This window comes from Acinetobacter sp. N1-1 (assembly GCF_056711485.1).
Genome location: NZ_JBWXUO010000025.1, coordinates 1 through 15,912 on the forward strand (window position 1 = coordinate 1; position 15,912 = coordinate 15,912).

Sequence of the window (15,912 nt, forward strand, 5' to 3'; positions counted from 1 at the left end):
TGATATTTAAATTATGGACAGCTGTTTTCAAAGGCGGGGAGAATGTTATTACCTGTTGTTCTGCAATAGCTAATGCAAGGATAACTTTTACATAATCAGAATATGTCCCTTCTAAGAAGTTTCGTACATTATCTGCTTCTTGTGAAAAATTGAAATTTTCAATTCTTTCTTTTGGAATTTCTAAGTCATCTAGTACTTTATTAAATAAGCAAAAATGCGCATTTAATGGGGTGTTTTCATAAGTATTATTTTCAGAAGATAGTCCAAATTCATCATTAATATTAAAAGCAATTAAAAATCTTGGTAGCATCTTAATCGTTGGAAACATCTTTGAATCAAGCTGACGTGCTTGAAACTGAGCCATCAATAATGCATCTGTAAAAATCTCGACAATACTATGTTGATATTCTAAATGTATATCTTGTATTTGATTCAGATTAAAAGCATTACTCTTTAATTTTTCAATAATTTGATGTTTGAATAGAGGATGTTCTAAGATTTCTTTTCTTAAGCTGGCAAGTTGCTTATCATTACGATTCCAATCACTTTCTGTAATAGAATTTTTCAATAAGTTAATAGCGTTTTTTCTTGCAGATAAGCTAGCTGTTGTATTACACATGAATATTCATTACCTTTTCTTGACATCCTCCCCGACCTAAAGGACGGGGATTCCTCCTGCGAGACGCTCATGTCCGAGCGCAAGAATATTCAGTGCTGAGTTAATATCCCGATCATGGAGCGTACCGCACTCCATGCACTGCCATTCTCTTATTCCAAGACCTGTTCTACCTTTCGGACTACTGAGCCGTGAGCTACAGCACGAACACGTTTGGGTGGTATACATTTCATTGACTTCCTCAAACCATACGCCTGCGTTCTCGCATTTGTACTTGAGCATGGTTCGAAAGGTCGTCCAACTTGCATCAAGTACAGACTTAGCTAATTTTGTCTGTGCCAATGCTTTGGCATTTACATTGCCAACAATGATCATTGCATGGCTATTCACAAGTTTATGTGTGAATTGATGCAACATATTCTGTCTAATATTCTTAATCTTGGCATGAATCGCTTTAACACGTTTTTGATTCTTAGCTCTTTGAGCAATACCTAATTTTTGTTCATACTGACGATATATTTTAGGGGCTTTGAGTTTTACACCATCTGAGCATGTAGCAAGGTCTTTTAACCCTAGATCAATGCCTATTGCTGTGGTTGATACTGTTTTCTCAATCTTTGGTGTATCTACGACCAAACACACATACCAACGCCCACGACTATCTTCAACGAATGAGCCTGTCTTAACTTTGTATTTTGAAAGTCCGTAGCTATCCCATAGTTTGAATTGATGTTTACCGTATTGAACATAGCCATCAGCGTACTTCACAGCAACTTTTTTGAATGGAATCCAACCGAGTGAACGTCTTGCAGATTTCTTATTACTTACACGCCAATTCAGCTTGGCTTTCTTAAACTGTTTGCGTCTTATGATGAGTTCTTCTGTCACTGCTTGAACAGTTTGGCTATGCAAGCCACACTCTTTTGATGTGCCTTTGGTGTATTTCGCAACATCATAGGCTGAGAAGAATTTCCCTGTTTTTTTGAGATGCTTAAAACACAAATCATTGACATAATTCCAAACAAAGTTCACCTCAGATGCGAGTTGGTCTAGCACCTTGCAATGTTTGTCTTTTATGCGTAATTTAAGTGTTTTCATTATTTAAATATATTTGGTCTATGAGTAATAGTCAAGAGATTAGAACAGGTCGACACTGTGTTTTTAACATGCACGTTCATTTAGTCTTCGTGGCTAAATATCGTAGAGATGTATTTTCAAAAGAAATGCTTTTAACCATGAAAGAGGTCTTTGAGCGTGTCTGTATAGACTTTGAAGCAGAGTTAGTTGAATTTGACGGTGAACATGACCATGTTCATTTACTTGTAAATTATCCACCTAAAGTTGCTATCTCTAGCCTAGTAAATAGTCTAAAAGGAGCATCTAGCCGTATTTTACGAAAGAAACACCCTGAAATTAGAAACAAATTATGGGGAAATGCCCTATGGTCGCCTAGCTATTTCGCTGCATCATGTGGTGGTGCACCTATTGGAATTATTAAACAATACATTCAACAACAGCAAACACCGCATTAGCAATCCTAGCTAATCCCCACAAGGGGGACTAGCGGATTGCAGCCTTATATCCCCGCCCTGAAGGGCGAGGTTTTACGGCTAAAGGGATAAAACATCTATATTTATAGGTATAAAATATTACATATAATTTAAATGTAAATACTTCACCCAAGGGTTTAAGATAAACTTATGATTCCTGAAAAGAAAAAAGTAGTACTTTATAAAGCAATTGAACTTTTCAACCAATTTGGATATACCAATGTTGGTATAGATCTTATTATCTCTGAGTCAAAAGTAGCAAAAATGACTTTTTATAAGTATTTCCCATCAAAAGATCTGCTTATTACAGAGTGTTTAATTGAAAGGGATTTACTTATTCGAGATGGAATTACAAAAGCTATTTCTACAGTAGAACAAGAACCATTAAAGAAATTAAAAGCTATTTTCAATTGGTTTAATGGGTGGTTTAAACAAGATGATTTTTTTGGCTGTATGTTTATTAAAGCATTAGGACAGTTACATATGAACCCTAGCGCTTTAAATGTGGCTAAATCACACAAGCAATGGCTAATAGACCAAATTAATAACATCTTAATAGATATGAATATTATTAATTATGACATAGCTCTTCAAATTTACCTTGTATTAGACGGATCAATCATTCGCGAACAACAATTTAAGGATAATTTAGCTATTACTTATGCATGGGATATGACTCTTTCTATTATTTCAGCAAGTAATGAACAACGAATTTGACAGCCTCCCTGACTTAAAGGGCAGGTTTTTACGGCTAAACTGATAAATCTTCCTCTTGATATTCGGCTCATAAAAAGAGCCGAATATGCTATATATTTAACTCATTGTTTTATTTATTCAGGCTGTGTGTTGCAACTGATGGTCAGTTGTGGGAATTTTTTCTTTAATTCTGCAAGTGAATTATTTGTTAATTCTTTTGCAGAATTTCGGATTGAATATAGTCGATTGTTGTCTTGTTTTAAATTATACGCTTCATTCATCAATGCTTCTGTCGCACTTTTCATTTCATAATATCTGTATGTTGCTGCGAAATTGAAGCAAACCAGTAAAATTAAGCTGACTACAAGCAGTAATATTGCATTTGATCCAAAGAATTTGAAGTTCATCTTTTTACGCATTTTCGAGCATACAAGCTCTTGGGCTTCGATGATTTCATTACTTTTCAGCATTATTTTATCTGCGTGATCAAGTTGTGCTTGTAATAGCTTTTGTGATTCGTCATTAATCTCTTTGTTTTTGTTTCTCATTAAGCTGATTGTATTTGTATAAGACTCTGAAATTAAATTGTTTAGTTCAGATACATTTTTAGAAAACTGGTCACTGCTATTCTCTATTTGTGCTTTAAATTGAAGCATGATTTCTAATGTTTTATTATCAATTTCTACAACGATTTTATTCTTTTGCTCATCTAATTTTTCAGCAATTTGCGTTAAGAAATTCATATTTTCTTTAACAAGTTTGTGTGTGTAATTGACACATTCTTCTTCAACTTCTTGAAATGTTGTTGAAACTCTGCGAATTGCATTAGTCATATTTGTATTAAAAGCTGTGACATGATTTTGAAAATCTTTTAAAGAAATCACATGATCTTTTTCAATTTTTTCTACTTTTTTGACAAGATTTGAGTAACTTAAATCAATGTTTTTGAGTGCATTTTCATTAGATTCTTGAATTGATCTTTCAAATTGAAGTGTGAGTGTCGAAATAACATCTTTTTTAAAGTCTGCTGAAATTGTTCTTACTATTTTTGCACGTACATCATCTGAGTTCTTCTCAAGATCATTGATCATTTTTTCGTGCTGTTCATCAATTTTTGTGATTGATGAATCGACCAGGGTTGTTAATTTTTGCATTTTTTGTGATAAAAATTGAATGATTTCTTCTTGTTTTTTAATATTATTTTGAGCTTGATTCGTTGCATCTATTAAATTACTAAACTCAATATTATTTAAGAAATTTTCGACATTGCTTTCAATATTTTCTTGCGAATTTATCATATAACTATTTAATTCTTTTAATAAATTTATATGTTGTTTTTTTTCTTCATTAAGTGATGCAGATAGTTTTTGTAATAAGTCTTTCAGTGCAACAAGTGCATTCGTAACGTCCATAAAATCCCCAAATTAACTAAAAAGGTCTAAATTGATCTGAAGCTTCAGCAATAGCCTGTAACCGTGTTTGCTCTGCCTTACGTTCTGCTTCAGCTTTATGCTTTGCTTCGGCTTCAGTAATAGCTCGTAATCGTACCTGCTCTTCTACCTTACGTTCTGCTTTCACTTTAGCCTGACGATTTTCTTCGGCCTTCGCTTCAGCAATAGCCTGCAACCGCGTTTGCTCTGCCTTGCGTTCTGCTTCAGCTTTCATCTTGTTTATCCCTTTAGCCGTAAAACCTCGCCCTTCAGGGCGGGGATATAAGGCTGCAATCCGCTAGTCCCCCTTGTGGGGATTAGCTAGGATTGCTAATGCGGTGTTTGCTGTTGTTGAATGTATTGTTTAATAATTCCAATAGGTGCACCACCACATGATGCAGCGAAATAGCTAGGCGACCATAGGGCATTTCCCCATAATTTGTTTCTAATTTCAGGGTGTTTCTTTCGTAAAATACGGCTAGATGCTCCTTTTAGACTATTTACTAGGCTAGAGATAGCAACTTTAGGTGGATAATTTACAAGTAAATGAACATGGTCATGTTCACCGTCAAATTCAACTAACTCTGCTTCAAAGTCTATACAGACACGCTCAAAGACCTCTTTCATGGTTAAAAGCATTTCTTTTGAAAATACATCTCTACGATATTTAGCCACGAAGACTAAATGAACGTGCATGTTAAAAACACAGTGTCGACCTGTTCTAATCTCTTGACTATTACTCATAGACCAAATATATTTAAATAATGAAAACACTTAAATTACGCATAAAAGACAAACATTGCAAGGTGCTAGACCAACTCGCATCTGAGGTGAACTTTGTTTGGAATTATGTCAATGATTTGTGTTTTAAGCATCTCAAAAAAACAGGGAAATTCTTCTCAGCCTATGATGTTGCGAAATACACCAAAGGCACATCAAAAGAGTGTGGCTTGCATAGCCAAACTGTTCAAGCAGTGACAGAAGAACTCATCATAAGACGCAAACAGTTTAAGAAAGCCAAGCTGAATTGGCGTGTAAGTAATAAGAAATCTGCAAGACGTTCACTCGGTTGGATTCCATTCAAAAAAGTTGCTGTGAAGTACGCTGATGGCTATGTTCAATACGGTAAACATCAATTCAAACTATGGGATAGCTACGGACTTTCAAAATACAAAGTTAAGACAGGCTCATTCGTTGAAGATAGTCGTGGGCGTTGGTATGTGTGTTTGGTCGTAGATACACCAAAGATTGAGAAAACAGTATCAACCACAGCAATAGGCATTGATCTAGGGTTAAAAGACCTTGCTACATGCTCAGATGGTGTAAAACTCAAAGCCCCTAAAATATATCGTCAGTATGAACAAAAATTAGGTATTGCTCAAAGAGCTAAGAATCAAAAACGTGTTAAAGCGATTCATGCCAAGATTAAGAATATTAGACAGAATATGTTGCATCAATTCACACATAAACTTGTGAATAGCCATGCAATGATCATTGTTGGCAATGTAAATGCCAAAGCATTGGCACAGACAAAATTAGCTAAGTCTGTACTTGATGCAAGTTGGACGACCTTTCGAACCATGCTCAAGTACAAATGCGAGAACGCAGGCGTATGGTTTGAGGAAGTCAATGAAATGTATACCACCCAAACGTGTTCGTGCTGTAGCTCACGGCTCAGTAGTCCGAAAGGTAGAACAGGTCTTGGAATAAGAGAATGGCAGTGCATGGAGTGCGGTACGCTCCATGATCGGGATATTAACTCAGCACTGAATATTCTTGCGCTCGGACATGAGCGTCTCGCAGGAGGAATCCCCGTCCTTTAGGTCGGGGAGGATGTCAATTCAAAATCAAATTGATCAATTGCATCATTTGTTTTTTGATTGAGATCGAGCATTGAAATTGCATTGTCGAGCTTATCAAATAAATTTTCTTCACTCGCTTTTTGGTGAGGTTTTATAAATAAATCATCAAAATTTGTGCTTTTTTCTCTGTTATATTTATTTCTGATGTCATCAAAGTTGAAGTTGTTATTCTTCTGGAGCTTCTGAAGAAGTTTTTCAGTTGCAAGTATTTCTAGTTCTAAATTATGAATTTTAATTGCATCATTCTCTTGTGCCAATTGAGGCAGAATGATGTCTAAATTTCTCTCATGAATAGGCTTTTTCTTTTCTTCTTCATAGCGTCTACGAATGTGCGTAACTGCGACACCTTCGTTTTTTGTTGGCAGTGCTTCAAGACCCCGGTCTTTGTTGCTGCGATGATCAATACGCTCTTCTAATCCTGCATTTTCCAAAGCTGTATTTACAATATTTGCAAAAGTCGCTCTGCTGTCTTTTAAAATTTTTGGGCCATTATCATTGAAGCTCCTTTGTTTCTTACCTAGCTCACCTTTTTCATTGACAAGTCGAGTCGTGAACATGATATGAACGTGATAATTGTTGTTGTGTGTTCCATCAGAATTTTGATGTGGTGCGTGAATGCAAGCATCAACAATGACATTGTGTTTTTTAACAAAGTCACGGCAAAAGTCATCAACGATTTTTATTCGCTCTTGATCTGTTAATTCGTGTGGTAAAGCACATCTGTATTCTTTTGCAAGTCGTGCATTTTCTTTCATTGAGCCATTAGCATTGAATTCTTTTTTTTCGACTGTATTCCAGAGCGTTTGTCGATCTAAAAGATCAGAGTTTGTATGTTTTGGTGCATAAATATTTTTATATTCAAGTCCATTTTTTCTAGTGTAGTTTTGAGTTTTTCCATAGGTTAAATCTTCTAATTTTTCACATGCACGATAAGCAGCACAAGCAACGGCTGATCGTCCATCACTTCTTGAAATGTTACTTTCGTTTAAATGAAAAATAGCCATTACTGATTTACCTATTAACAGATTTTAGCTTTTGATTTTTGCAACTTTTTAAAAGTTGCAGACCATTAAGAATTTATGGTCTGGGGTAAAGGGGATCCCCCTTTCGCAACGTCCACTTTTGAATGAAATTAAAAAAGTGGGTAAGTGCGCCCTTGCTTCACTTCGGGATTCTTTGAGTATCATATAATGTCTTGAACATAAGTTCAAACAAGATTATGATCGAGAAAAATCCTTTTTTAGATGATGAAATATGACTAATACCGAAATAGAAAAGAAAAAAAAGCTGAGTTTAGATCAGAAGATTGAAATTCAAGCTGAAAAACTAAAACAGCTAAAAGCACAGAAGCAAGCAATTGAAGCGAGAGAAAAAAAGCGACAATCTGAACAACAAAGAAAAGATGATACACGTAGAAAAATTTTACTGGGTTCTTATCTACTTAAAAAAATGTCTGAAAATGAAGATGAAAATAAAAAAATACTCGCTGATTTAAACGAGTATTTAACTGAGGATAGAGATAGAAAAGTGTTTAATCTTTAAAATCTGTATGCTGTCTTAATGCTTTGAATATACGTGTTGCTGTTTCTTCTCTGACTGATTTCGGGTCACGTAAAATATTAGCAATCCATAGTGTAAAAGCATCATAAGTTGGGAATGTAGATAAATCTGATATATCGCTAATCTTGCTTAGTATTGAGCTATATTTATTTATTTGAGCATCAGACATTTTGTAAAATATATCTAATGTATTTTGATCTCGACCTAATTTGATAGTTTTCGATTTTGGTTTTTCTCTGACATTAAATTTAAAACCAATAACTGAACGTCCTTTTTTAATTGGATTATAGTCAACTATTACATCCGTAAATTCATTAATCTCATCTAGAGAACTCTTTATAACTCTTCGTTTTAAGTTTCTTAAATCTCTATAGGATTCAGGCAAACCAAATTCTACGAACATTTCATCTAAGGTTAATTCGAAACTACTTTTTGCCTGATTTTTTTTTGCCAAATGATAAAAATCAATTGAATAGTCTTTTTTTAACTTTAAAACTATATCTTTTTTATAGCGGGTATATGGATTGTATTTATCTAAAATTTTTAACATGACCAAAACTATAGATGTAAACCTTAAAGATATCCCTGCATCTTCATAAGTAGCATCAATTACCCAATTAGAGTAAACCTTTTTACCTTTTTCATTAACGTATGAAAAAGATCTATCAACTAATTTTTTTGATGCATGCTCAATTTGTTTATAAGCTGAATTAACTTTAATGCCACAGTCATCAGCAAATTGTTGAGCAGAAATCAAGATTTGATCTTGTTCACTTGCATTGATATTTCTAGCAATTGGTGAAGCCATAATCAAAATCCTTTTTTCGTCTACAGACATGCTTTTAAAGCATTCAGAAACTTTATTTTGAATAGCCATTGTTGTTATAGGATAAGACTTCTCGTAGTTGTTTTCTTTTTTCATTTAAATATTAAACCTTACTAAAAAATAAACATGATTTTTGTACCCTTAATGAGAGAACAATATATATTAAAATGATAAAGGGTACAAATAATTATTTGTACCCTTTATCATGCTATTTGTACCCTTTAATCATGCTATTTGTACCCTTTATCATGCTATTTGTACCCTTTATCATGCTATTTGTACCCTTTTAAACTCTGAAAGCATTGCTAGACGTGGTTTTGAAGGGGGTCTAAAAGCTTTTAAAAGCTTATTAAAAGAATAAAAGGAGAATTAAAAGCAAAAAAGGCTATGGCACATCGCTTCGCTCGTGTCTTTTTAAGAGCAAAATCAAGAGCTCATGACGCTCGTAGACACTCGCTAAAAAACTCATTAAAAATTTGCAATGAAAAGCAAAAGCGTAATCAAGCAGTCGATAACCAAACTTTCTTTTGGTCGCTCACACTCCGTTCGCTTTGTTAATTTTGCTTATCATTAAGAACTATGGCAGTATCAAAATAGATTTACGGTCACCTAATACCTTTAAATCTATTTGAGTAGGAGCTAGAGTTACTACTCTCTTTGAGGAAAGCTAGAGGAAAAGCAGGGTGCCTCTAATTTTCCTCAATCCATGTTTTTAATCCTAATTTTTTTGACGGATTGATATCAAATAAAATAATCATATCTTGAATACTTGTATCTGATTTCCAAAACATTGCGTAAATACCTAAATCTTGTTTTGCCAAGTGCATATTTTCTTCGTTTGAATATTCAATAAATAGTGATAATTTCCTAATTCCATTTTCTTGTAAAAAAACAAAAACTAACTTCTTTGTATGATCAATCCCAAAAAAAATATTTCGGTTCATATTTATCCTTTTTGACTGCTGATTTTGATTTCAGGTTCATATTTGTTTTAAATATCTATTTGAATGCGTCTAATAGCTTCATCAAGACACTTTAAAGTTTTTTCTATAGTTACCTAGCTGTTTTTTAATTTAAAGGCTCTGGTGGCTATTATATGGCAATATAATTATATTGACATTTTAAAGTTTTTAGCCCACTGTAGATACATTGTATCTACAGTGGTTTTTTATTATGGAATTGGCAATTAAAAAATGGGGTAACAGTGCTGCTGTTCGTCTACCTTCTGCATTGTTGGATAGTCTTAATTTGAAATTTGATAGTCGTGTTGAAGTATTTACTCAAGATGATGTCATTGTAATTAAACCAATTAAACAAGAATCTCTATGCCTAGAAAAGCTTTTGGCAGGGATAACACCTGATAATTTGCATGGGGAAGTAGATACAGGACATGCTGTAGGTAAGGAATTCTATTAATGAATTCAAAATACTATGTACCAGAAGAGGGCGATATTATTTGGATTGATTTTAATCCACAGAGTGGGCATGAACAGGCAGGTCATAGACCTGCATTAGTTTTAAGTCCTTCATCATATAACAAAGCAACAGGTTTATTAGTATGTTGCCCTTTAACAACAAAAGTGAAAGGGTATCCATTTGAAGTGAAAATTTCGGGAAATCCTGAAAATGTGGCCTTGTCTGATCAAGTGAAAAGTTTAGATTGGATTGCTAGATCAGCAACAAAAAAGGGGCAAGCTAAGTCTAAAGAACTTGAACAAGTACGACAAAATATAGCAGCACTACTGAAAATCATATGAATTACCCATTGAGCGTTGACATCCTCCCCGGCCTTCTAGACGGGGAGGATGTCAACGCTCGATAAAGAAAAGCAGAAGTTTTCAGTGCCTACCTATCAAAAGGTCTTAGAGTAATTAGATAGTATTCATTTTTTCCCAAAACTTATACCAAGCATTGCAGTAATCAATAGCTACTTTTCGAACATCTTCAAAATCTGATAAATGTAGACAATGAGTAAGTAAGAGCCATAAATCCTCTTCATGTAAGTCATCCGCTGCGGAAATTGTTTCGTCTTCCGTTGTACCATGCACATCATAGTACCCTTGACTGGTATTGATATTTAAATTATGGACAGCTGTTTTCAAAGGCGGGGAGAATGTTATTACCTGTTGTTCTGCAATAGCTAATGCAAGGATAACTTTTACATAATCAGAATATGTCCCTTCTAAGAAGTTTCGTACATTATCTGCTTCTTGTGAAAAATTGAAATTTTCAATTCTTTCTTTTGGAATTTCTAAGTCATCTAGTACTTTATTAAATAAGCAAAAATGCGCATTTAATGGGGTGTTTTCATAAGTATTATTTTCAGAAGATAGTCCAAATTCATCATTAATATTAAAAGCAATTAAAAATCTTGGTAGCATCTTAATCGTTGGAAACATCTTTGAATCAAGCTGACGTGCTTGAAACTGAGCCATCAATAATGCATCTGTAAAAATCTCGACAATACTATGTTGATATTCTAAATGTATATCTTGTATTTGATTCAGATTAAAAGCATTACTCTTTAATTTTTCAATAATTTGATGTTTGAATAGAGGATGTTCTAAGATTTCTTTTCTTAAGCTGGCAAGTTGCTTATCATTACGATTCCAATCACTTTCTGTAATAGAATTTTTCAATAAGTTAATAGCGTTTTTTCTTGCAGATAAGCTAGCTGTTGTATTACACATGAATATTCATTACCTTTTCTTGACATCCTCCCCGACCTAAAGGACGGGGATTCCTCCTGCGAGACGCTCATGTCCGAGCGCAAGAATATTCAGTGCTGAGTTAATATCCCGATCATGGAGCGTACCGCACTCCATGCACTGCCATTCTCTTATTCCAAGACCTGTTCTACCTTTCGGACTACTGAGCCGTGAGCTACAGCACGAACACGTTTGGGTGGTATACATTTCATTGACTTCCTCAAACCATACGCCTGCGTTCTCGCATTTGTACTTGAGCATGGTTCGAAAGGTCGTCCAACTTGCATCAAGTACAGACTTAGCTAATTTTGTCTGTGCCAATGCTTTGGCATTTACATTGCCAACAATGATCATTGCATGGCTATTCACAAGTTTATGTGTGAATTGATGCAACATATTCTGTCTAATATTCTTAATCTTGGCATGAATCGCTTTAACACGTTTTTGATTCTTAGCTCTTTGAGCAATACCTAATTTTTGTTCATACTGACGATATATTTTAGGGGCTTTGAGTTTTACACCATCTGAGCATGTAGCAAGGTCTTTTAACCCTAGATCAATGCCTATTGCTGTGGTTGATACTGTTTTCTCAATCTTTGGTGTATCTACGACCAAACACACATACCAACGCCCACGACTATCTTCAACGAATGAGCCTGTCTTAACTTTGTATTTTGAAAGTCCGTAGCTATCCCATAGTTTGAATTGATGTTTACCGTATTGAACATAGCCATCAGCGTACTTCACAGCAACTTTTTTGAATGGAATCCAACCGAGTGAACGTCTTGCAGATTTCTTATTACTTACACGCCAATTCAGCTTGGCTTTCTTAAACTGTTTGCGTCTTATGATGAGTTCTTCTGTCACTGCTTGAACAGTTTGGCTATGCAAGCCACACTCTTTTGATGTGCCTTTGGTGTATTTCGCAACATCATAGGCTGAGAAGAATTTCCCTGTTTTTTTGAGATGCTTAAAACACAAATCATTGACATAATTCCAAACAAAGTTCACCTCAGATGCGAGTTGGTCTAGCACCTTGCAATGTTTGTCTTTTATGCGTAATTTAAGTGTTTTCATTATTTAAATATATTTGGTCTATGAGTAATAGTCAAGAGATTAGAACAGGTCGACACTGTGTTTTTAACATGCACGTTCATTTAGTCTTCGTGGCTAAATATCGTAGAGATGTATTTTCAAAAGAAATGCTTTTAACCATGAAAGAGGTCTTTGAGCGTGTCTGTATAGACTTTGAAGCAGAGTTAGTTGAATTTGACGGTGAACATGACCATGTTCATTTACTTGTAAATTATCCACCTAAAGTTGCTATCTCTAGCCTAGTAAATAGTCTAAAAGGAGCATCTAGCCGTATTTTACGAAAGAAACACCCTGAAATTAGAAACAAATTATGGGGAAATGCCCTATGGTCGCCTAGCTATTTCGCTGCATCATGTGGTGGTGCACCTATTGGAATTATTAAACAATACATTCAACAACAGCAAACACCGCATTAGCAATCCTAGCTAATCCCCACAAGGGGGACTAGCGGATTGCAGCCTTATATCCCCGCCCTGAAGGGCGAGGTTTTACGGCTAAAGGGATAAAACATCTATATTTATAGGTATAAAATATTACATATAATTTAAATGTAAATACTTCACCCAAGGGTTTAAGATAAACTTATGATTCCTGAAAAGAAAAAAGTAGTACTTTATAAAGCAATTGAACTTTTCAACCAATTTGGATATACCAATGTTGGTATAGATCTTATTATCTCTGAGTCAAAAGTAGCAAAAATGACTTTTTATAAGTATTTCCCATCAAAAGATCTGCTTATTACAGAGTGTTTAATTGAAAGGGATTTACTTATTCGAGATGGAATTACAAAAGCTATTTCTACAGTAGAACAAGAACCATTAAAGAAATTAAAAGCTATTTTCAATTGGTTTAATGGGTGGTTTAAACAAGATGATTTTTTTGGCTGTATGTTTATTAAAGCATTAGGACAGTTACATATGAACCCTAGCGCTTTAAATGTGGCTAAATCACACAAGCAATGGCTAATAGACCAAATTAATAACATCTTAATAGATATGAATATTATTAATTATGACATAGCTCTTCAAATTTACCTTGTATTAGACGGATCAATCATTCGCGAACAACAATTTAAGGATAATTTAGCTATTACTTATGCATGGGATATGACTCTTTCTATTATTTCAGCAAGTAATGAACAACGAATTTGACAGCCTCCCTGACTTAAAGGGCAGGTTTTTACGGCTAAACTGATAAATCTTCCTCTTGATATTCGGCTCATAAAAAGAGCCGAATATGCTATATATTTAACTCATTGTTTTATTTATTCAGGCTGTGTGTTGCAACTGATGGTCAGTTGTGGGAATTTTTTCTTTAATTCTGCAAGTGAATTATTTGTTAATTCTTTTGCAGAATTTCGGATTGAATATAGTCGATTGTTGTCTTGTTTTAAATTATACGCTTCATTCATCAATGCTTCTGTCGCACTTTTCATTTCATAATATCTGTATGTTGCTGCGAAATTGAAGCAAACCAGTAAAATTAAGCTGACTACAAGCAGTAATATTGCATTTGATCCAAAGAATTTGAAGTTCATCTTTTTACGCATTTTCGAGCATACAAGCTCTTGGGCTTCGATGATTTCATTACTTTTCAGCATTATTTTATCTGCGTGATCAAGTTGTGCTTGTAATAGCTTTTGTGATTCGTCATTAATCTCTTTGTTTTTGTTTCTCATTAAGCTGATTGTATTTGTATAAGACTCTGAAATTAAATTGTTTAGTTCAGATACATTTTTAGAAAACTGGTCACTGCTATTCTCTATTTGTGCTTTAAATTGAAGCATGATTTCTAATGTTTTATTATCAATTTCTACAACGATTTTATTCTTTTGCTCATCTAATTTTTCAGCAATTTGCGTTAAGAAATTCATATTTTCTTTAACAAGTTTGTGTGTGTAATTGACACATTCTTCTTCAACTTCTTGAAATGTTGTTGAAACTCTGCGAATTGCATTAGTCATATTTGTATTAAAAGCTGTGACATGATTTTGAAAATCTTTTAAAGAAATCACATGATCTTTTTCAATTTTTTCTACTTTTTTGACAAGATTTGAGTAACTTAAATCAATGTTTTTGAGTGCATTTTCATTAGATTCTTGAATTGATCTTTCAAATTGAAGTGTGAGTGTCGAAATAACATCTTTTTTAAAGTCTGCTGAAATTGTTCTTACTATTTTTGCACGTACATCATCTGAGTTCTTCTCAAGATCATTGATCATTTTTTCGTGCTGTTCATCAATTTTTGTGATTGATGAATCGACCAGGGTTGTTAATTTTTGCATTTTTTGTGATAAAAATTGAATGATTTCTTCTTGTTTTTTAATATTATTTTGAGCTTGATTCGTTGCATCTATTAAATTACTAAACTCAATATTATTTAAGAAATTTTCGACATTGCTTTCAATATTTTCTTGCGAATTTATCATATAACTATTTAATTCTTTTAATAAATTTATATGTTGTTTTTTTTCTTCATTAAGTGATGCAGATAGTTTTTGTAATAAGTCTTTCAGTGCAACAAGTGCATTCGTAACGTCCATAAAATCCCCAAATTAACTAAAAAGGTCTAAATTGATCTGAAGCTTCAGCAATAGCCTGTAACCGTGTTTGCTCTGCCTTACGTTCTGCTTCAGCTTTATGCTTTGCTTCGGCTTCAGTAATAGCTCGTAATCGTACCTGCTCTTCTACCTTACGTTCTGCTTTCACTTTAGCCTGACGATTTTCTTCGGCCTTCGCTTCAGCAATAGCCTGCAACCGCGTTTGCTCTGCCTTGCGTTCTGCTTCAGCTTTCATCTTGTTTATCCCTTTAGCCGTAAAACCTCGCCCTTCAGGGCGGGGATATAAGGCTGCAATCCGCTAGTCCCCCTTGTGGGGATTAGCTAGGATTGCTAATGCGGTGTTTGCTGTTGTTGAATGTATTGTTTAATAATTCCAATAGGTGCACCACCACATGATGCAGCGAAATAGCTAGGCGACCATAGGGCATTTCCCCATAATTTGTTTCTAATTTCAGGGTGTTTCTTTCGTAAAATACGGCTAGATGCTCCTTTTAGACTATTTACTAGGCTAGAGATAGCAACTTTAGGTGGATAATTTACAAGTAAATGAACATGGTCATGTTCACCGTCAAATTCAACTAACTCTGCTTCAAAGTCTATACAGACACGCTCAAAGACCTCTTTCATGGTTAAAAGCATTTCTTTTGAAAATACATCTCTACGATATTTAGCCACGAAGACTAAATGAACGTGCATGTTAAAAACACAGTGTCGACCTGTTCTAATCTCTTGACTATTACTCATAGACCAAATATATTTAAATAATGAAAACACTTAAATTACGCATAAAAGACAAACATTGCAAGGTGCTAGACCAACTCGCATCTGAGGTGAACTTTGTTTGGAATTATGTCAATGATTTGTGTTTTAAGCATCTCAAAAAAACAGGGAAATTCTTCTCAGCCTATGATGTTGCGAAATACACCAAAGGCACATCAAAAGAGTGTGGCTTGCATAGCCAAACTGTTCAAGCAGTGACAGAAGAACTCATCATAAGACGCAAACAGTT

The 15,912-nt window shown here is 34.4% G+C and carries 21 protein-coding genes and 1 pseudogene; 9 read left to right on the top strand and 13 right to left on the bottom strand.

The features are described from left to right. Together AC1MPL_RS12580 and AC1MPL_RS12585 are read right to left on the bottom strand one after the other, a co-directional pair. A partial coding sequence (locus AC1MPL_RS12580; protein ID WP_479766323.1) for a hypothetical protein occupies positions 1–619 on the bottom strand: 619 nt, incomplete at its 3' end. A 36-nt stretch (positions 620–655) separates the two neighbouring features. Further along, a complete protein-coding gene (locus tag AC1MPL_RS12585) occupies positions 656–1,714 on the bottom strand; it encodes an RNA-guided endonuclease InsQ/TnpB family protein (protein ID WP_479763254.1) in 1,059 nt (352 codons plus the stop codon). 20 nt (positions 1,715–1,734) lie between these two features. Between AC1MPL_RS12585 and tnpA (AC1MPL_RS12590) the strand changes: the two genes are divergently transcribed. Together tnpA (AC1MPL_RS12590) and AC1MPL_RS12595 are read left to right on the top strand one after the other, a co-directional pair. Continuing rightward, complete coding sequence (gene tnpA / locus AC1MPL_RS12590; RefSeq protein WP_479763252.1) at positions 1,735–2,148, top strand: IS200/IS605 family transposase; 414 nt, start codon at positions 1,735–1,737, stop codon at positions 2,146–2,148. A gap of 168 nt (positions 2,149–2,316) precedes the next feature. Then, on the top strand, positions 2,317–2,883 hold the full coding sequence (locus AC1MPL_RS12595; RefSeq protein WP_479763298.1) for a TetR/AcrR family transcriptional regulator: 567 nt from the start codon (positions 2,317–2,319) through the stop codon (positions 2,881–2,883). A gap of 113 nt (positions 2,884–2,996) precedes the next feature. Here the strand turns inward: AC1MPL_RS12595 and AC1MPL_RS12600 are convergent, their stop codons facing one another. The 3 genes from AC1MPL_RS12600 to tnpA (AC1MPL_RS12610) all read right to left on the bottom strand — a co-directional run bounded on the left by AC1MPL_RS12600 (position 2,997) and on the right by tnpA (AC1MPL_RS12610) (position 5,036). Beyond that, positions 2,997–4,274: a hypothetical protein gene (locus AC1MPL_RS12600; protein WP_479763300.1), complete on the bottom strand. Its 1,278-nt coding sequence runs from the start codon at positions 4,272–4,274 to the stop codon at positions 2,997–2,999. Positions 4,275–4,290: 16 nt separating this feature from the next. Further along, positions 4,291–4,527, bottom strand: coding sequence for a hypothetical protein (locus AC1MPL_RS12605; protein WP_479763302.1), 237 nt, complete (start codon positions 4,525–4,527; stop codon positions 4,291–4,293). Between the two features lie 95 nt (positions 4,528–4,622). After that, a complete protein-coding gene (tnpA, locus tag AC1MPL_RS12610; protein ID WP_479763252.1) occupies positions 4,623–5,036 on the bottom strand; it encodes an IS200/IS605 family transposase in 414 nt (137 codons plus the stop codon). Between the two features lie 20 nt (positions 5,037–5,056). On the opposite strand from tnpA (AC1MPL_RS12610), the gene AC1MPL_RS12615 reads away from it, so the two are divergent. Continuing rightward, on the top strand, positions 5,057–6,115 hold the full coding sequence (locus AC1MPL_RS12615; protein ID WP_479763254.1) for an RNA-guided endonuclease InsQ/TnpB family protein: 1,059 nt from the start codon (positions 5,057–5,059) through the stop codon (positions 6,113–6,115). Here AC1MPL_RS12615 and mobQ read toward each other — a convergent pair. Continuing rightward, positions 6,112–7,158, bottom strand: a complete 1,047-nt coding sequence (gene mobQ, locus AC1MPL_RS12620) for a MobQ family relaxase (RefSeq protein ID WP_479766324.1) — start codon at positions 7,156–7,158, stop codon at positions 6,112–6,114. The genes AC1MPL_RS12615 and mobQ overlap by 4 nt on opposite strands. A gap of 250 nt (positions 7,159–7,408) precedes the next feature. Between mobQ and AC1MPL_RS12625 the strand changes: the two genes are divergently transcribed. Then, entirely contained in the window at positions 7,409–7,696 is a 288-nt protein-coding gene (locus AC1MPL_RS12625; RefSeq protein ID WP_479766325.1) for a mobilization protein, read from the top strand. Here the strand turns inward: AC1MPL_RS12625 and AC1MPL_RS12630 are convergent. After that, a complete protein-coding gene (locus tag AC1MPL_RS12630; RefSeq protein WP_479766326.1) occupies positions 7,686–8,636 on the bottom strand; it encodes a RepB family plasmid replication initiator protein in 951 nt (316 codons plus the stop codon). The genes AC1MPL_RS12625 and AC1MPL_RS12630 overlap by 11 nt on opposite strands. A gap of 593 nt (positions 8,637–9,229) precedes the next feature. Then, positions 9,230–9,484: a hypothetical protein gene (locus AC1MPL_RS12635; RefSeq protein ID WP_479766327.1), complete on the bottom strand. Its 255-nt coding sequence runs from the start codon at positions 9,482–9,484 to the stop codon at positions 9,230–9,232. 229 nt (positions 9,485–9,713) lie between these two features. Here AC1MPL_RS12635 and AC1MPL_RS12640 point away from each other — a divergent pair, with 229 nt between their 5' ends. Together AC1MPL_RS12640 and mazF are read left to right on the top strand one after the other, a co-directional pair. Further along, positions 9,714–9,956: an AbrB/MazE/SpoVT family DNA-binding domain-containing protein gene (locus tag AC1MPL_RS12640; protein ID WP_237416046.1), complete on the top strand. Its 243-nt coding sequence runs from the start codon at positions 9,714–9,716 to the stop codon at positions 9,954–9,956. Beyond that, the gene (gene mazF, locus AC1MPL_RS12645) at positions 9,956–10,297 is read left to right on the top strand and encodes an endoribonuclease MazF (protein WP_479766328.1); all 342 of its coding nucleotides are present in this window, start codon (positions 9,956–9,958) and stop codon (positions 10,295–10,297) included. The genes AC1MPL_RS12640 and mazF overlap by 1 nt, the downstream gene beginning before the upstream one ends. 114 nt (positions 10,298–10,411) lie before the next feature. Here mazF and AC1MPL_RS12650 read toward each other — a convergent pair whose 3' ends face one another. Further along, positions 10,412–11,230 carry a hypothetical protein gene (locus tag AC1MPL_RS12650; RefSeq protein WP_479766329.1) on the bottom strand — a complete coding sequence of 273 codons (819 nt, stop codon included), beginning with the start codon at positions 11,228–11,230 and terminating at the stop codon, positions 10,412–10,414. A gap of 36 nt (positions 11,231–11,266) precedes the next feature. After that, positions 11,267–12,325, bottom strand: a complete 1,059-nt coding sequence (locus AC1MPL_RS12655) for an RNA-guided endonuclease InsQ/TnpB family protein (protein ID WP_479763254.1) — start codon at positions 12,323–12,325, stop codon at positions 11,267–11,269. A 20-nt stretch (positions 12,326–12,345) separates the two neighbouring features. Between AC1MPL_RS12655 and tnpA (AC1MPL_RS12660) the strand changes: the two genes are divergently transcribed. Together tnpA (AC1MPL_RS12660) and AC1MPL_RS12665 are read left to right on the top strand one after the other, a co-directional pair. Continuing rightward, on the top strand, positions 12,346–12,759 hold the full coding sequence (tnpA, locus tag AC1MPL_RS12660) for an IS200/IS605 family transposase (RefSeq protein WP_479763252.1): 414 nt from the start codon (positions 12,346–12,348) through the stop codon (positions 12,757–12,759). Positions 12,760–12,927: 168 nt separating this feature from the next. Next, on the top strand, positions 12,928–13,494 hold the full coding sequence (locus AC1MPL_RS12665; RefSeq protein WP_479763298.1) for a TetR/AcrR family transcriptional regulator: 567 nt from the start codon (positions 12,928–12,930) through the stop codon (positions 13,492–13,494). A gap of 113 nt (positions 13,495–13,607) precedes the next feature. On the opposite strand, the gene AC1MPL_RS12670 is transcribed toward AC1MPL_RS12665, so the two are convergent. From AC1MPL_RS12670 to tnpA (AC1MPL_RS12680), 3 genes are all read right to left on the bottom strand, one after another. After that, on the bottom strand, positions 13,608–14,885 hold the full coding sequence (locus tag AC1MPL_RS12670; RefSeq protein WP_479763300.1) for a hypothetical protein: 1,278 nt from the start codon (positions 14,883–14,885) through the stop codon (positions 13,608–13,610). Positions 14,886–14,901: 16 nt separating this feature from the next. Continuing rightward, positions 14,902–15,138 carry a hypothetical protein gene (locus tag AC1MPL_RS12675; RefSeq protein WP_479763302.1) on the bottom strand — a complete coding sequence of 79 codons (237 nt, stop codon included), beginning with the start codon at positions 15,136–15,138 and terminating at the stop codon, positions 14,902–14,904. A gap of 95 nt (positions 15,139–15,233) precedes the next feature. Next, a complete protein-coding gene (tnpA, locus tag AC1MPL_RS12680; RefSeq protein WP_479763252.1) occupies positions 15,234–15,647 on the bottom strand; it encodes an IS200/IS605 family transposase in 414 nt (137 codons plus the stop codon). Between the two features lie 20 nt (positions 15,648–15,667). On the opposite strand from tnpA (AC1MPL_RS12680), the pseudogene AC1MPL_RS12685 reads away from it, so the two are divergent. Further along, positions 15,668–15,912: pseudogene (locus tag AC1MPL_RS12685) on the top strand (RNA-guided endonuclease TnpB family protein); the annotation flags it as partial.

What these genes read in the sequence shown, in the direction of transcription:
- AC1MPL_RS12585 (WP_479763254.1), bottom strand. Translation starts at nt 1,714, where the DNA reads ATGAAAACACTTAAATTACGCATAAAAGACAAACATTGCAAGGTGCTA.
- tnpA (WP_479763252.1), top strand. Translation starts at nt 1,735, where the DNA reads ATGAGTAATAGTCAAGAGATTAGAACAGGTCGACACTGTGTTTTTAAC.
- AC1MPL_RS12595 (WP_479763298.1), top strand. Translation starts at nt 2,317, where the DNA reads ATGATTCCTGAAAAGAAAAAAGTAGTACTTTATAAAGCAATTGAACTT.
- AC1MPL_RS12600 (WP_479763300.1), bottom strand. Translation starts at nt 4,274, where the DNA reads ATGGACGTTACGAATGCACTTGTTGCACTGAAAGACTTATTACAAAAA.
- AC1MPL_RS12605 (WP_479763302.1), bottom strand. Translation starts at nt 4,527, where the DNA reads ATGAAAGCTGAAGCAGAACGCAAGGCAGAGCAAACGCGGTTGCAGGCT.
- tnpA (WP_479763252.1), bottom strand. Translation starts at nt 5,036, where the DNA reads ATGAGTAATAGTCAAGAGATTAGAACAGGTCGACACTGTGTTTTTAAC.
- AC1MPL_RS12615 (WP_479763254.1), top strand. Translation starts at nt 5,057, where the DNA reads ATGAAAACACTTAAATTACGCATAAAAGACAAACATTGCAAGGTGCTA.
- mobQ (WP_479766324.1), bottom strand. Translation starts at nt 7,158, where the DNA reads ATGGCTATTTTTCATTTAAACGAAAGTAACATTTCAAGAAGTGATGGA.
- AC1MPL_RS12625 (WP_479766325.1), top strand. Translation starts at nt 7,409, where the DNA reads ATGACTAATACCGAAATAGAAAAGAAAAAAAAGCTGAGTTTAGATCAG.
- AC1MPL_RS12630 (WP_479766326.1), bottom strand. Translation starts at nt 8,636, where the DNA reads ATGAAAAAAGAAAACAACTACGAGAAGTCTTATCCTATAACAACAATG.
- AC1MPL_RS12635 (WP_479766327.1), bottom strand. Translation starts at nt 9,484, where the DNA reads ATGAACCGAAATATTTTTTTTGGGATTGATCATACAAAGAAGTTAGTT.
- AC1MPL_RS12640 (WP_237416046.1), top strand. Translation starts at nt 9,714, where the DNA reads ATGGAATTGGCAATTAAAAAATGGGGTAACAGTGCTGCTGTTCGTCTA.
- mazF (WP_479766328.1), top strand. Translation starts at nt 9,956, where the DNA reads ATGAATTCAAAATACTATGTACCAGAAGAGGGCGATATTATTTGGATT.
- AC1MPL_RS12650 (WP_479766329.1), bottom strand. Translation starts at nt 11,230, where the DNA reads ATGTGTAATACAACAGCTAGCTTATCTGCAAGAAAAAACGCTATTAAC.
- AC1MPL_RS12655 (WP_479763254.1), bottom strand. Translation starts at nt 12,325, where the DNA reads ATGAAAACACTTAAATTACGCATAAAAGACAAACATTGCAAGGTGCTA.
- tnpA (WP_479763252.1), top strand. Translation starts at nt 12,346, where the DNA reads ATGAGTAATAGTCAAGAGATTAGAACAGGTCGACACTGTGTTTTTAAC.
- AC1MPL_RS12665 (WP_479763298.1), top strand. Translation starts at nt 12,928, where the DNA reads ATGATTCCTGAAAAGAAAAAAGTAGTACTTTATAAAGCAATTGAACTT.
- AC1MPL_RS12670 (WP_479763300.1), bottom strand. Translation starts at nt 14,885, where the DNA reads ATGGACGTTACGAATGCACTTGTTGCACTGAAAGACTTATTACAAAAA.
- AC1MPL_RS12675 (WP_479763302.1), bottom strand. Translation starts at nt 15,138, where the DNA reads ATGAAAGCTGAAGCAGAACGCAAGGCAGAGCAAACGCGGTTGCAGGCT.
- tnpA (WP_479763252.1), bottom strand. Translation starts at nt 15,647, where the DNA reads ATGAGTAATAGTCAAGAGATTAGAACAGGTCGACACTGTGTTTTTAAC.